The sequence below is a fragment of the Paraburkholderia nodosa DSM 21604 genome (assembly GCF_000519185.1).
Classification (GTDB): Bacteria; Pseudomonadota; Gammaproteobacteria; order Burkholderiales; family Burkholderiaceae; genus Paraburkholderia; species Paraburkholderia nodosa.
On the sequence record NZ_JAFA01000043.1, the window covers coordinates 38324 to 50942 of the forward strand.

Consider the following 12619-nt stretch of genomic DNA (forward strand, 5'->3'; position numbering starts at 1 on the left):
ACCAGGGGAATAAGGGACCAACGGGCAGGACACGCCCGCCGTCGTCCCGTCACTTCAAATGGCTATTGCGCCAGTCGCGCGGCGTCATGCCGAAGCGCGCGCTGAACCAGTTCGTGAACGAGCCCTGCTGGGCGTAGCCGAGCAGGTCGGACACACGTCCGATGGGATAGCGCGAGTTGCTCATGTAGCGCACGGCAAGTTCGCCCCGCACTTCCTCCACGAGCCGCGTGAAGCTCGTATTGGCGACGCCGAGCTGGCGCTGCATGGTGCGCACGCTCAGCCGCAGATGCGCCGCCACTCCTTCGACGCTGGCCTGCTCGAGCGGCAGCAGCAGGTAGATCGCCTTGCGCACCTCGAGCGCCGTGGAATCGACGCCCGTCGCGTTGAGCGATTCGGCGAGGCTCTCCGCATAGCGCACCAGTTCCGGGTCGGCGGCGGGGTTCGGGTAGTCGAGATCGGCGGCCGTGCACACAAAGCCGTTGAAGTCGCTGCCGAATTCCAGCGGACAGCCGAAAAAACGCCGGTGAAACGTGAGGCTGGGCGGCGCCCGGTGGACGAAGTGCACCGCGCGCGGTTTCCAGTGGTCGCCCAGCAGCGCGCTGGAGTGGCGCGCGAGCACGCCTACGGCAAGCTCGATGGCCTGGTAAGTCGGGGTGCCCGGATCGACGACCAGTTCCTCGCGGATCGTGACGGTTGCGCCCGTGTCTTCGACGTACACCGCGAGCGCTTCGTTGAGCAGATGCCGATATTCGGCCGTGGCGAGCAGCACCTCGCGCAGCGTGCGCTTGTGCGCGAGCAGGATGTTGACCACGCCCGTGCCGAACTTGTGGCGCGTCTCGGCCATTTGCAGCGCGAAGGTCGGGCACGCGGCCTTTTCCGCCGAACGCTCCAGCAGCCGGCACGCGGCGGCGGCGGGAATGCGGTGGTCGGGGGTCGCGAGCGCCGCGGCGTCCACGCCTGCCTCATGCGCAAGCTCGACCGGGTTCAATCCCACGCGCTTTGCCACGTCGAAATAGCCGCTCAGCGAGACCGAGCTCAGTGTTGTTTCCATTGTCGTGTCTCCTCCTTGCTGCAGCCTCGTTGCAGCGGCCTCATTGCGCCTCATCAGCCCGTAAAACATGGGCTTGCGCTTATCTCGGTGTTAACGCCTGGTGGCGCGAAAAGCTAAAACGATGGCGCGCGATCAGAAAAGTGTAACGCAGGATTGCCGTATCGTGCATCTCAACGGATCAGCCAGGTTCCGAGCGGTATTTCAGGCTCCCGGCCACGTTGCCAAACGTTGAAATACCGTCCCCCATATTGGAGAACACGATGCAATTCCTCGACGATTCGCTGCACCCCGAGAACCAGGACAAGGTTGTGATCACCACCGCGCCGTATGGCCCGGAATGGATGCCCGAAGACTTCCCGGAAGACATTCCGGTGACGATGGAAGAACAGATCCAGAAGGCCGTGGACTGCTACAACGCGGGCGCAACGGTGCTGCACCTGCATGTGCGCGAACTCGACGGCAAGGGCTCCAAGCGCCTCTCGAAGTTCAACGAGCTGATCGCGGGCGTGCGCGCCGCGGTGCCGGACATGATCATCCAGGTGGGCGGCTCGATCTCGTTCGCGCCGGAAGACGACGGCCAGGCCGCCAAATGGCTTTCGGACGACACGCGCCACATGCTCGCCGACCTCGAACCGAAGCCGGACCAGGTGACCGTGGCGATCAACACCACGCAGATGAACATCATGGAGCTGCTTTATCCGGAATACCTGGCAGGCACGTCGCTGTCGCATCCGGCGCTCATGGCCGCGTACAGCGAAATGACGGTGCCGGCCGGCCCGGCATGGGTGGAGGAGCATCTGCGCCGCCTGCAGGCTTCGGGCATCCAGCCGCACTTCCAGCTCACGGGCATCCACGCGCTCGAAACGCTCGACCGCCTCGTGCGCAAGGGCGCGTACAAGGGTCCGCTGAACCTCACGTGGATCGGCATTGGCGGCGGCTTCGACGGCCCGAACCCGTTCAACTTCTTCAACTTCGTGCACCGTGCGCCCGATGGCTGCACGATCACGGCGGAATCGCTGCTCAAGAACGTGCTGCCGTTCAACATGATGGCGATGTCCATGGGCCTGCACCCGCGCTGCGGCATTGAAGACACGATCATCGACCAGCACGGCAAGCGCTTCACGTCCGTGCAGCAGATCGAGCAGTGCGTGCGCGTGGCGCGCGAACTGGGCCGCGAAATTGCCACGGGCAAGGAAGCGCGCGAGATCTACAAGATTGGCGTGCAGTACGAGACGATCGACGAAACGCTCGCGGCCAACGGCATGGCGCCGAACCGCGTGGCCGGCGTGAAGAACATGCCGCTGCGCGCGGCGTAACCGCAGTGGGGCCTGGCGCCGCGGGCGCGGGCCTCGAAACGGGTATTTGGCGCTTGCCTTGTGGCCGCCGGCAGACCCGAGAGAACAACGGAACCCGACGAAGAGCGGGCTACCACGGAGACAACCCATGCTCACGCATGCCGAGCCCACCGCGGGCGAATTGACGACGACCAAAACGAGCGTGCCCGCCTACGCGTGGGTGGTGTTCGCCTTGACGGTCGGGCTGCTGCTTTCGGACTACATGTCGCGCCAGGTCCTGAATGCCGTGTTCCCGCTGCTCAAGACCACATGGAATCTTTCGGACACGCAGCTCGGGTCCCTGAGCAGCGTGGTCGCGCTGATGGTGGGCGTGCTCACGTTTCCGCTTTCGGTGCTCGCCGACCGCTGGGGCCGCGTGAAGAGCATCGTCCTGATGGCGGCGCTGTGGAGCATCGCCACGCTTGGCTGCGCGCTCTCGACGAACTACGGCGAAATGCTGCTTGCACGGGCCTTCGTCGGCATCGGCGAAGCGGCTTATGGCAGCGTGGGGATTGCGGTTGTCCTGAGTATTTTTCCGGTGCGGCTGCGCTCCACGATTACGGGCGCGTTCATGGCGGGCGGCGCGTTCGGTTCGGTGCTGGGCATGGCGCTGGGCGGTGCGGTTGCGGCGCAGCTTGGCTGGCGCGCGGCGTTTGGCGCGATGGCGGCCATGGGGGTCGTGCTGGTCGTGATCTATCGCATCGTCGTCACGGAAAAGCGCATTGCCACGCTGCAGCCGGCATGCGCGAGCCGTGAAGCAAATGGCCTCGGGATGCGCCTGAGCCTGCGCACGTTGCTCAAGGGCCTGTTTTCCACGCGCTCCGTGGTGTGTGCGTATGTGGGCAGCGGCGTGCATCTGCTCGTGCCTGCGGCCGTGTGGAGCTGGCTGCCGAGCTTTTTGAACCGCTACTACGGCATGGCCACCGGCAAAGCAGCAGGGACTGCCGCACTGTTCGTGCTGGTGACGGGTGTTGGCATGGTGGTGTGCGGCAACCTCGCGGACCGCTTCAGCAAGGATAACGGCGCGCGGAAATGGAGCATCGCCATCGCGTACTGCCTGATCTGTTTCGCTTTGCTCACGGTCGGCTTGCGCATGCCCACGGGCCCGGCGCAACTGGTTCTGATCGGCGCGGCCATGTTCTTCTGCGCAGGTGCGGCGGGCCCCTCGGGCGCGATGGTGGCGAACCTCACGCCGCCCTCGATCCACGCCTCGGCGTTCGCTACGCTCACGCTGGCGAACAACCTGCTCGGTCTTGCGCCCGCCGCGGTGCTCACGGGCATCGCCGCCGACCATATCGGCCTGCTTGGCGCGCTGCAGCTCGTACCGTTCGCGCCGCTCGTGGCAGCAGCTGTTTTCCTGATCGGCAAGCGCAACTACGCCGTCGATCTGGATCGTGTGAACGCACTGCGCGAAGAAGCCGGTGGCCGCGCACAACGATGAATTTGAACAGGCAATTTGAGTCAGCTTGACTGAATCTCAGTCAATGCGTTTGAGTAAAGGATAGGAGATTGAACATGGCGAAAGCAGTGCGCTTCCACGAAACCGGCGGTCCCGAAGTCTTGCGCTACGAGAGCGTCGAAGTGGGCGACCCCGGCCCCGGACAGGTCCGCCTGCGCCATGAGGCCGTCGGCCTGAATTTCGCGGATACCTACTTCCGCTCCGGCCTGTACCCCGTTCCGCTGCCTGCTGGCATGGGCGTGGAAGCCGCAGGCGTGGTCGAGGCCGTGGGTCCCGAAGTGAGCAACGTCGCGGTGGGCGACCGCGTGACCTACACCGGCTTCATCAACACGCTCGGCGCGTACAGCACCGAACGCCTGATTCCGGCGGCCCCGCTCATCAAGCTGCCCGACGCGATTACGTGCGAAACGGCGGCCGGCATGACCATGCGAGGCCTCACGTCGTCGTACCTCATGCGCCGCATTCACGACTTTAAGGCCGGCGACACGATACTGCTGCACGCAGCGGCAGGCGGTGTCGGTCTGATCGTCTCGCAGTGGGCGAAGCTGCTGGGCCTCACGGTGATCGGCACGGTGTCGAACGAGGCGAAGGGCGAAGTGGCGCGCGCGCATGGCTGCGACCACATCATTTACTACGGCCGCGAAGATGTCGCGAAGCGCGTGCGCGAACTGACGAACGGCGTGGGCGTGAACGTGGTGTTCGACAGCGTGGGCAAGGATACCTTCGAGGCGTCGCTCGACTCGCTCAAGCGCCGCGGCCTGATGGTTTGTGTCGGCACGGCTTCCGGTCCGATTCCGCCGTTCAATCCGCAGATCCTCGCGATGAAGGGCTCGCTCTATCTCACGCGCCCGGCGCTCGCGGACTATATCGCCGATCCCGCGGAGAAGAACGAGCTTGCCGGCGAGCTTTTCGGGCATGTCGCCGCAGGCCGCATCAAGATCGAACTGAACCAGCGTTACGCGCTGGAAGACGCGGTGCAGGCGCATCGCGACCTCGAAGCACGCAAGACGACGGGGTCGTCGGTCTTCGTCATCTGAGGAGCAGAGCATGAAAGTCGAACAACTGACTTATGCCATCGGCGCGGAACTGACCGGCGTGAATCTCGCCGATGCCGTTCACGACGACGGGCTCTTTGCCGAGATTCGCGCGGCGCTGCTCAAGCACCGCGTCCTGTTCCTGCGCGATCAGAACATCACGCGCACCGAACACGTGCAGTTTGCGCGCCGCTTCGGCGAGCTGGAGGACCATCCGGTTGCGGGCAGCGACCCTGACCATCCGGGCCTCGTGCGCATCTACAAGAATCCGGAACAGCCCAACGACCGTTACGAAAACGCGTGGCACGCGGACGCCACGTGGCGCGAGGCGCCGCAGTTCGGCGCGGTGCTGCGCTGTGTGGAATGCCCGCCCGTGGGCGGCGACACGATGTGGGCGAACATGGTGCTCGCCTACGAGAAGCTGCCGGAACACGTGAAGGCGCAGATCGCCGGACTGTATGCGCGCCACAGCATCGAGGCGAGCTTCGGCGCAGCCATGCCGATCGAGAAGCGCCATGCCTTGAAGGCGCAGTTTCCCGATGCGGAACACCCGGTGGTGCGCACGCATCCGGAGACCGGCGAGAAGGTGCTGTTCGTAAGCGCATTCGCGACGCACTTCACGAACTATCACACGCCCGAGCGCGTGCGCTTCGGGCAGGACGCCAATCCGGGCGCGGGCGACCTGCTGCGCTATCTCGTGAGCCAGGCCTATATTCCGGAGTACCAGGTGCGCTGGCGCTGGAAGCCGAACAGCATCGCGATCTGGGACAACCGCAGCACCCAGCACTACGCGGTGATGGACTACCCGCCGTGCCACCGCAAGATGGAACGCGCCGGCATTATCGGCGACAAGCCGTACTGAAGCGCGCTGGAGACCAAAAGAAATGACGCTGAAGACCACACCGACCATCCTGATGGTCCCGGGGTTGCGCGACCACGTGGCGGAGCACTGGCAAACGCTGCTGCAGCAAAAGCTGCCCAACGCGGCTTCGGTGCCGCCGCTCGAGCACGACAAGCTCAGCTGCGCAGCGCGCGTGGCCGCGCTCGACGCGGCGCTCGCGACGATCGACGGTCCCGTCATTCTCGTGGCGCATAGCGCGGGCGTGATGATCACGGTGCATTGGGCGCAGCAGCACAGCCGCAAGATTCACGGCGCGCTGCTCGCCGCGCCTGCCGACCTCGAAACGCCGCTGCCGCCGGGCTACCCGTCGTTCGATGCATTGGCCGGGAACGGCTGGAATCCGATTCCGCGCAAGCCGCTGCCGTTCCCGAGCATCGTGGGCGCAAGCCGCAACGATCCGCTCGCGCGCTTCGAGCGCGTGGAGGCCATGGCGAAGGAGTGGGGCAGCAGCCTCGTCGACCTGGGCGAAGTCGGCCATCTGAATCCCGCAGCGGGTTTTGGCGAATGGCCGATGGCGGAGATGCTGATTCATGAACTTGTCTGATCAAAAGTGGGCGTCGCAGGCGAGTCGCGACGCGGGCGAACCGCCCGTGCTGACGATCGAAGCGTTCTTCGACTTCATCTGCCCGTGGTGCCTGATCGGCAAGCGCAATCTGGACGAAGCCCTCGCGCGTTTCGCGAGTTCGCGGCCCGATGTGCGCGTGCGTGTCCAGTGGCGCTCGCATCAACTGCTGCCGTGGACGCCGCTCGAAGGTCTGCCGTATCAGGCGTTCTATCGCGATCGCCTGGGCAGCGCCGAAGCGGTCGCCGCACGGCGTGCGCAGGTGCAGCGCGCGGGGCGCGACGCGGGTGTCGAGTTCGCGTTCGAGCGCATCGAGGTGCTGCCGAACACCGGCGCCGCGCACGACCTCGTCACGTTTGCCGCTAGCCGCGGCACGCGCGAACAGAGCGCGGCGCTGATCGACCGCGTGCTCAAGGCCTACTTCATGGAAGGCCAGAACATCGGCGATTATGCGGTGCTCGAGCGCCTGGGGCTCGAATGCGGCCTCGACCGCGAGAGCCTGGCGGCGCACGTTGCCGCGTCGAAGCGCCTTGCGGACCCGACCGGTCAGCGCGCGCCCTACGCCGACCCGCAGGTGAACGGCGTGCCGTATTTCGTGTTCAACACGGGTTATTCGCTCTCGGGCGTGTATTCGCCGGTGGCGATGGCCGGCACGATGGCGCTGGCGATCGAACACTGAGGCGGACTGAAGGAAGTCGAGGGGAACAGGAATGACACGTGAAGTACCGGTCGGCATGGCCGACGACCTGGCGCCGGGCCAGCGCAAGCTGGTTTTCGTCGAAGGCCGCAGCATCGTTCTGTTCAATATCGAAGGACAGATGCACGCGATCGACAATTCGTGCCCCCACAACGGCGCCTCGCTCGCGAGCGGCCCGCTCGAAGGATGCATGGTGCGCTGTCCGGCGCATGGACTGCGCTTCGACGTGCGTAGCGGCTGTATGCCGGGCGCGGGCGGACTGAAGCTCACGACATTTCCTGTGCGAGCCGTGAAAGGGAAGCTGCTGGTGAGTGTGATGGAAACACCGGCTTCCAGCCAGGCATAGCCGCGCGGCATCGCATTCAAGAGCTGCACACGTATAAAAGTCAATTAGGATAGCAAACCATGCAAGGTCTGATGATGGAGCAGCCGCTCCTGGTTGCTTCGCTGCTCAAGCACGCAGAACGCCATCACGGCGCGCGGGAAATCGTCTCGCGCCGCGTGGAAGGCGACATTCACCGCTACCGCTATCAGGATCTCGCGCAACGCGCGCGCCGCATGGCGAATGCGTTGTCGAGCCTCGTCATTGCGCCGGGCGAACGCGTGGCGACGCTGGCATGGAATGGCTACCGGCACATGGAGCTGTACTTCGCGGTATCGGGTTCGGGCGCCGTGCTCCATACGCTGAATCCGCGCCTGCATGCCGACCAGCTCGTGTACATCATCGAGCATGCGCAGGACCGCGTGATCTTCTTCGATCTCACGTTCCTGCCGCTCATCGAAAGCGTCGCGTCACGCGTGACGACCCCGAAGTTCTTCATTGCCATGACCGGTCGCGCACATATGCCGCGCAACCATCGCCTTGGATCGAGACTCCTCTGCTACGAGGACCTGATCGACAATCACAAGGACGATTTCGAATGGCCGTTGCTCGATGAAAACAGCGCCTCGTCGCTCTGCTATACGTCGGGCACGACCGGCAATCCGAAAGGCGTGCTCTATAGCCACCGCTCGACGCTGCTGCACACCTACGCGGCGGCGCTGCCCGACGCGCTGAACTGCTCGGCGCGCGACGCGATCCTGCCGGTGGTGCCGATGTTCCATGTGAATGCGTGGGGCCTGCCGTACATCGCCTGCATGACAGGCGCGAAGCTCGTGTTTCCGGGCCCGGCTCTCGATGGCAAGTCGCTGTACCAACTGATCGAGGAAGAGCAGGTCACCGTGTCGGCTGGCGTTCCGACTGTCTGGCAAGGGCTGCTTTCGCACGTCGAGTCGGTAGCGGGTTCGTTCTCCTCCATGCGCCGCACGGTTATCGGCGGCGCGCCGTGCCCGACCGCGATGACCCAGGCGTTCCAGGAGCGCTATCACGTCGACGTGCTGCACGCGTGGGGCATGACGGAGCTGAGCCCGGTTGGCACGGTTTGCAGCTTCAAGGCGCACCAGACCGGGCTGGCCGAAGACGAGCGCTATGCGCTGCAGGCGAAACAGGGGCGCGCGGTGTTCGGCATCGACATGAAGATCGTCGACGCCGCGGGCGAGGAACTGCCCTGGGACGGCAGCGCAGCGGGCGACCTGCAGGTGCGCGGCCACTGGGTCGCGAGCGACTACTTTGGCGGCGACTACGACTCGCCGCTGCAGGACGGCTGGTTCCCGACCGGCGACGTGGCGAAGATCGATGCCGACGGTTTCATGCAGATCGTGGATCGCAGCAAGGACGTCATCAAGTCGGGCGGCGAGTGGATCAGTTCCGCCGACATTGAAAATGTCGCGAGCCTGCACCCCGAAGTCGCGACGGCGGTGTGCATTGCGGCGCGCCACCTGAAGTGGGACGAGCGGCCGCTCTTGCTGATCGTGAAGAAGCCGGGCAGCGCGCTCGAAGCGGACGATCTGCTCACGTTCTTCGACGGCCGCGTGGCGAAATGGTGGAAGCCCGATGCCGTGCTGTTCGTCGACGCCGTGCCGATCGGCGCGACGGGCAAGGTGCTCAAGAACCAGTTGCGCGATCAATACGGCGGCCACTACTTGCAAGCCGGTTAGGCCCCTGGTCACAGAGTTTCATTCAGGCAATACCCTTCAGGTAATCCCCATCAGGCAACAACAATAGGCGCCGGGACCACCCGGCAACCACACACACGGAGAGAGGCAATGAAATTGAAGTTCGGCAGCGTGGCAGCGCTGGTCCTGTTCGCCAGCGCAGCGCATGCGCAATCGTCGGTCACGCTTTATGGCGTCGTGGACTCCGGTCTGCTCTACCAGAGCACGTCGGCGCAGCATGCCTTCGCGCCCAAGACAGTGGGCGGCAAACTATTCAACGGCAACGCGGGCTCTATTTTTGCGCTCAAGGACGGTGGCATCTACTCGAGCATCTTCGGTATGAAGGGCACGGAAGACCTTGGCGGCGGATACGCGGCGAACTTCAAGCTCCAGGGATCGTTCAACAGCTCCACGGGGCAGACGGGACTGAACAGTTCAGCAACTGCGTCTGCGATGTTCAACCAGGTCACCACCGTTGGCGTGTCGGGCCCGTTCGGCAAGATCGACTTCGGCCGCCAGTTTGCGCCGATGGCCTACGCGATGGCCGAAACGGACGTGCGCAATGCGCAGTACTTCGGCAGCACGCTGACTGCGTGGCTGACCATGAACACGATGTCGGGCTGGGCGGGGAACAACACGAACGCGCAGATTGGCGCGCTCTATGACGACAATGCGATCGTCTACAATTCGCCGTCGTTTTACGGTCTTTCTACTGCACTTGAGTACGCGCCCGGCGGCGTGGCAGGGCAGCTCCAGGGCGGTACGCGCGAGTCGGCCATCCTCAAGTATTCGGGCTTTGGCCTGAACGCTGATGCCGTCTACTACAACGGTCACGATGCGAACCCGTACGGGTACACGAACCCGCCGACTGCCACTCCGGCAACCGGCCTGAACAACAACCGCTTCGTCTATTTTGGCGCGAAATACACGTGGCACGGTTTCTCGGTCTCTGGCTCGTTCGCCAACGGCCGCAATCCGGCCAACACGAATGGCGTACCGAAGTCGCTGACTGTGTCCGGTGATTTCGACATGTGGACGGGCGGTCTTGGCTATCGCTTCTCGCCAGCGTTCGACGTCACCTCCGGCGTGTACTACCTGAAGGACAACCGGAACAACGCAAACCAGTCGACCGCCTACGTCATCGGCGCCGACTACAGCCTCACGAGGCGCACGCAGGTTTATGCCCAGGCCGGTTATGTGTCCAACCGCGGCCAGATGAACCAGGAGCTCATCTACGGGACGCCTGTAGCCCCGGGTCGCAACACCACGGCCGTCAACTTCGGCCTGCGCCATACCTTCTAAGTCGCATCCGGTCGGATAACAACATTTCACGGAGCAGCAGTAACCACTGGAGTATGGAATGAACACACTTACCAAGACCCTCAGTCTTGCACTCGTCACGCTGCTCGCCACGGCGTCCCTGAACGCGTCGGCCCAAGCCGAGGTCAGCGCGCCGAGCGCTACGGCTTCGGCGGCGAACAGCACCGCGGCACCCGCGACTCCCAGCAACACCAAGCTGCGGCGCGCGGTGTACGCGGCGCTCGCGAAGCACAAGGAAATTCACGGTGGCAGTATCGGCGTCACCGCCAGGAATGGGGCGATTACGCTCAATGGCACGGTCACGGATGCGGCGCAGGTCGACAGAACCGCCGAGATCGCCAAGGGCGTTCCTGGCGTGACCTCGGTGACGAACAAGCTGACGGTTCAGAAACCTTTAGGCGGCATGTAAGCCGCCACAAGAGGCGCGGAGTGCGACGAGGCCGGGAGTCCCCCTGGTCGCGCCGCGCTTCGCCCAGCAGCATAGAGGTGGAATCCAGTCGGCCTCTTGCTGTTACTCCGGACTGCTAATAACAATCCGGAGCGTCGATCAGGCTCGTGTGCAGGCGCGAGTCTGGAGGCGTGAGTTCGACGTTAGAGTCGGAGCGTTTTGTCGCCGTTTCGCGGGTGCGGAACGGCGATTTTTTTATGCAGCCACCGCCCGCACCACCATCACCACGCCCGCCGCAATCGCAGCCGCGCCAATCCCGCGTGCGACTCTTGCGCCACCCGGCATCCACCTCTCCGCCGCAATCGCCGCCGCGACCAACGCCATCGCAGGCCGATCCATCACGCCCGCCGCAATCAGCGCCGCCATCAGATTTCCGCAGCAGTACAGGCAATGCTGGCCGAGCCTCAAGCCGTGTCGCAGCGCAGCCTGCACATCGAGCCGCGCATGCCAGCACGACGGCAAATTCCCGCAGCAAGCAAGCCATCGCGCTTTCCACGCGGAGAACTGCAACACGCCCGCAATCACGACGACAACACCTGCCACGGCTGGCGCGGTATGCGCCAATGCAGGCGCCTCCACCGCCAGCGCGGTCAGTTGCGTCCCCGCCGCGAACACGAGCACCCCAACCACGAGCCACACGAAGAAATACCCCGCCCCGGCCATTACGGTCATCCCACCCGCACGCGCCGCGCGTGCCTCGCCCACCGCCTCGAAATACCGCCACAATGCCGGCGCGACCGCAGGCAGCATCATCGCGACCATCATCACATTCCACATGCCGGCAAACGATACGGCGGCGTCGAACCAGGTCCGACCACACATGGGTGTCCAGAGCGCGGACATCGTCCAGCCACCAGGCATTGGCGTGCCACCCATCGCCTGCATCGAAGCGCACCAGACGAACGTTGCCGCCGCGCTCGCCGCAACGACCAGCGACGCAACGCCGAAGAAGATCGTGCGCGGCGTACCGCTGTGCCGCCGTACCGTCATGCCGACGTTATCCATGATGTGCCTCAGCTTTGCGCGTACTCGTCGTGCCGGTGCCACCAGATGCCGGCCTCGTTGCGTCCCTTCGGCGCGCGGTCGAGCCACTGATACATGCCCCACACGCCATCCAGGCCGCGCGCATAGGTCGAGTACGTGTGATAGACGACGCCGTCCTCGAGCACGAATGCGCTGAGGCCCGGTCGGTCGCGCGTATAGGTTGCCGCGTCGGTGCCGCAGCTCGCCGCGAACTCGGCAACGGGCGCGGGCGGCGGATTCATGTCCATGGCGTGGCCGCTGCGCGCGTAGTTGTATTCGATGTCGCCCGCGCGCTGCTGCGCCGTGGTGAACGACACGTTGAAATCGAAGTTGAAGTCGTTGCCGCTCGACGAGGCCCACGGGAAATGCCATCCCATACGCTTGCGGTAGCCCAGCAGCTTCGCGAGCGGCGCGCGCGACACCGCCATGAGCCGCACGTCGTGGTTCGCGAGATGCACGGCGATACCGTCGAAACCATCCGCAATCGACGAACACGACGGGCAGCCCGCCGCGTAATCCGGCCCGAACATGAAGTGATAAACGAGCAACTGCGAGCGCCCCTTGAAGAGATCGGCGAGCGTGGCGCCGCCCTCTTCGGTTTCGAAGCGATACGTCTTGTCGACACGTACCCACGGCAACGCCTGGCGTTGCTGCGCCAGTGCGTCGCCGCGGCGGGTGTGTTCTTTCTCGGCGGCGAGTAGTTCGATGCGTGCCGCAAGCCAGTCTTCGCGTGTTCCTGTGGTATGGGTTGCCATT

General features: G+C 64.6%; 13 protein-coding genes. 10 read left to right on the top strand and 3 right to left on the bottom strand.

The genetic code is table 11. The annotated features are described in order from the left end of the window. Positions 1-49: 49 nt before the first annotated feature. Positions 50-1051, bottom strand: a complete 1002-nt coding sequence (locus A3CW_RS0137385) for an AraC family transcriptional regulator (RefSeq protein ID WP_028208101.1) — start codon at positions 1049-1051, stop codon at positions 50-52. A 260-nt stretch (positions 1052-1311) separates the two neighbouring features. Between A3CW_RS0137385 and A3CW_RS0137390 the strand changes: the two genes are divergently transcribed. The 10 genes from A3CW_RS0137390 to A3CW_RS0137435 all read left to right on the top strand — a co-directional run bounded on the left by A3CW_RS0137390 (position 1312) and on the right by A3CW_RS0137435 (position 10801). Beyond that, the gene (locus A3CW_RS0137390; RefSeq protein WP_028208102.1) at positions 1312-2367 is read left to right on the top strand and encodes a BKACE family enzyme; all 1056 of its coding nucleotides are present in this window, start codon (positions 1312-1314) and stop codon (positions 2365-2367) included. A gap of 127 nt (positions 2368-2494) precedes the next feature. After that, the gene (locus A3CW_RS0137395) at positions 2495-3826 is read left to right on the top strand and encodes an MFS transporter (protein WP_028208103.1); all 1332 of its coding nucleotides are present in this window, start codon (positions 2495-2497) and stop codon (positions 3824-3826) included. Between the two features lie 74 nt (positions 3827-3900). Next, positions 3901-4881: a quinone oxidoreductase family protein gene (locus tag A3CW_RS0137400; protein WP_028208104.1), complete on the top strand. Its 981-nt coding sequence runs from the start codon at positions 3901-3903 to the stop codon at positions 4879-4881. Between the two features lie 10 nt (positions 4882-4891). Then, positions 4892-5740 (top strand): TauD/TfdA dioxygenase family protein, encoded by an 849-nt coding sequence (locus A3CW_RS0137405; RefSeq protein ID WP_028208105.1) that lies wholly within the window; start codon positions 4892-4894, stop codon positions 5738-5740. 22 nt (positions 5741-5762) lie between these two features. Next, positions 5763-6323, top strand: a complete 561-nt coding sequence (locus A3CW_RS0137410; protein WP_028208106.1) for an RBBP9/YdeN family alpha/beta hydrolase — start codon at positions 5763-5765, stop codon at positions 6321-6323. Continuing rightward, positions 6310-7020 (top strand): DsbA family oxidoreductase, encoded by a 711-nt coding sequence (locus A3CW_RS48870; protein ID WP_051481974.1) that lies wholly within the window; start codon positions 6310-6312, stop codon positions 7018-7020. Before A3CW_RS0137410 ends, A3CW_RS48870 begins: the two co-directional genes overlap by 14 nt. Before the next feature lie 31 nt (positions 7021-7051). Beyond that, positions 7052-7384, top strand: coding sequence for a Rieske (2Fe-2S) protein (locus A3CW_RS0137420; RefSeq protein WP_028208107.1), 333 nt, complete (start codon positions 7052-7054; stop codon positions 7382-7384). A 59-nt stretch (positions 7385-7443) separates the two neighbouring features. Next, positions 7444-9075 carry a 3-(methylthio)propionyl-CoA ligase gene (locus A3CW_RS0137425; RefSeq protein WP_028208108.1) on the top strand — a complete coding sequence of 544 codons (1632 nt, stop codon included), beginning with the start codon at positions 7444-7446 and terminating at the stop codon, positions 9073-9075. Positions 9076-9183: 108 nt separating this feature from the next. Next, on the top strand, positions 9184-10374 hold the full coding sequence (locus A3CW_RS0137430; RefSeq protein ID WP_028208109.1) for a porin: 1191 nt from the start codon (positions 9184-9186) through the stop codon (positions 10372-10374). Between the two features lie 58 nt (positions 10375-10432). Continuing rightward, on the top strand, positions 10433-10801 hold the full coding sequence (locus A3CW_RS0137435; protein WP_028208110.1) for a BON domain-containing protein: 369 nt from the start codon (positions 10433-10435) through the stop codon (positions 10799-10801). A gap of 234 nt (positions 10802-11035) precedes the next feature. Here the strand turns inward: A3CW_RS0137435 and A3CW_RS0137440 are convergent, their stop codons facing one another. Next, the gene (locus A3CW_RS0137440; RefSeq protein WP_028208111.1) at positions 11036-11845 is read right to left on the bottom strand and encodes a DUF2182 domain-containing protein; all 810 of its coding nucleotides are present in this window, start codon (positions 11843-11845) and stop codon (positions 11036-11038) included. Positions 11846-11853: 8 nt separating this feature from the next. Then, entirely contained in the window at positions 11854-12618 is a 765-nt protein-coding gene (locus A3CW_RS0137445; protein ID WP_028208112.1) for a DUF899 domain-containing protein, read from the bottom strand. Position 12619: the final 1 nt, after the last annotated feature.

What these genes read in the sequence shown, in the direction of transcription:
- A3CW_RS0137385 (WP_028208101.1), bottom strand. Translation starts at nt 1,051, where the DNA reads ATGGAAACAACACTGAGCTCGGTCTCGCTGAGCGGCTATTTCGACGTG.
- A3CW_RS0137390 (WP_028208102.1), top strand. Translation starts at nt 1,312, where the DNA reads ATGCAATTCCTCGACGATTCGCTGCACCCCGAGAACCAGGACAAGGTT.
- A3CW_RS0137395 (WP_028208103.1), top strand. Translation starts at nt 2,495, where the DNA reads ATGCTCACGCATGCCGAGCCCACCGCGGGCGAATTGACGACGACCAAA.
- A3CW_RS0137400 (WP_028208104.1), top strand. Translation starts at nt 3,901, where the DNA reads ATGGCGAAAGCAGTGCGCTTCCACGAAACCGGCGGTCCCGAAGTCTTG.
- A3CW_RS0137405 (WP_028208105.1), top strand. Translation starts at nt 4,892, where the DNA reads ATGAAAGTCGAACAACTGACTTATGCCATCGGCGCGGAACTGACCGGC.
- A3CW_RS0137410 (WP_028208106.1), top strand. Translation starts at nt 5,763, where the DNA reads ATGACGCTGAAGACCACACCGACCATCCTGATGGTCCCGGGGTTGCGC.
- A3CW_RS48870 (WP_051481974.1), top strand. Translation starts at nt 6,310, where the DNA reads ATGAACTTGTCTGATCAAAAGTGGGCGTCGCAGGCGAGTCGCGACGCG.
- A3CW_RS0137420 (WP_028208107.1), top strand. Translation starts at nt 7,052, where the DNA reads ATGACACGTGAAGTACCGGTCGGCATGGCCGACGACCTGGCGCCGGGC.
- A3CW_RS0137425 (WP_028208108.1), top strand. Translation starts at nt 7,444, where the DNA reads ATGCAAGGTCTGATGATGGAGCAGCCGCTCCTGGTTGCTTCGCTGCTC.
- A3CW_RS0137430 (WP_028208109.1), top strand. Translation starts at nt 9,184, where the DNA reads ATGAAATTGAAGTTCGGCAGCGTGGCAGCGCTGGTCCTGTTCGCCAGC.
- A3CW_RS0137435 (WP_028208110.1), top strand. Translation starts at nt 10,433, where the DNA reads ATGAACACACTTACCAAGACCCTCAGTCTTGCACTCGTCACGCTGCTC.
- A3CW_RS0137440 (WP_028208111.1), bottom strand. Translation starts at nt 11,845, where the DNA reads ATGGATAACGTCGGCATGACGGTACGGCGGCACAGCGGTACGCCGCGC.
- A3CW_RS0137445 (WP_028208112.1), bottom strand. Translation starts at nt 12,618, where the DNA reads ATGGCAACCCATACCACAGGAACACGCGAAGACTGGCTTGCGGCACGC.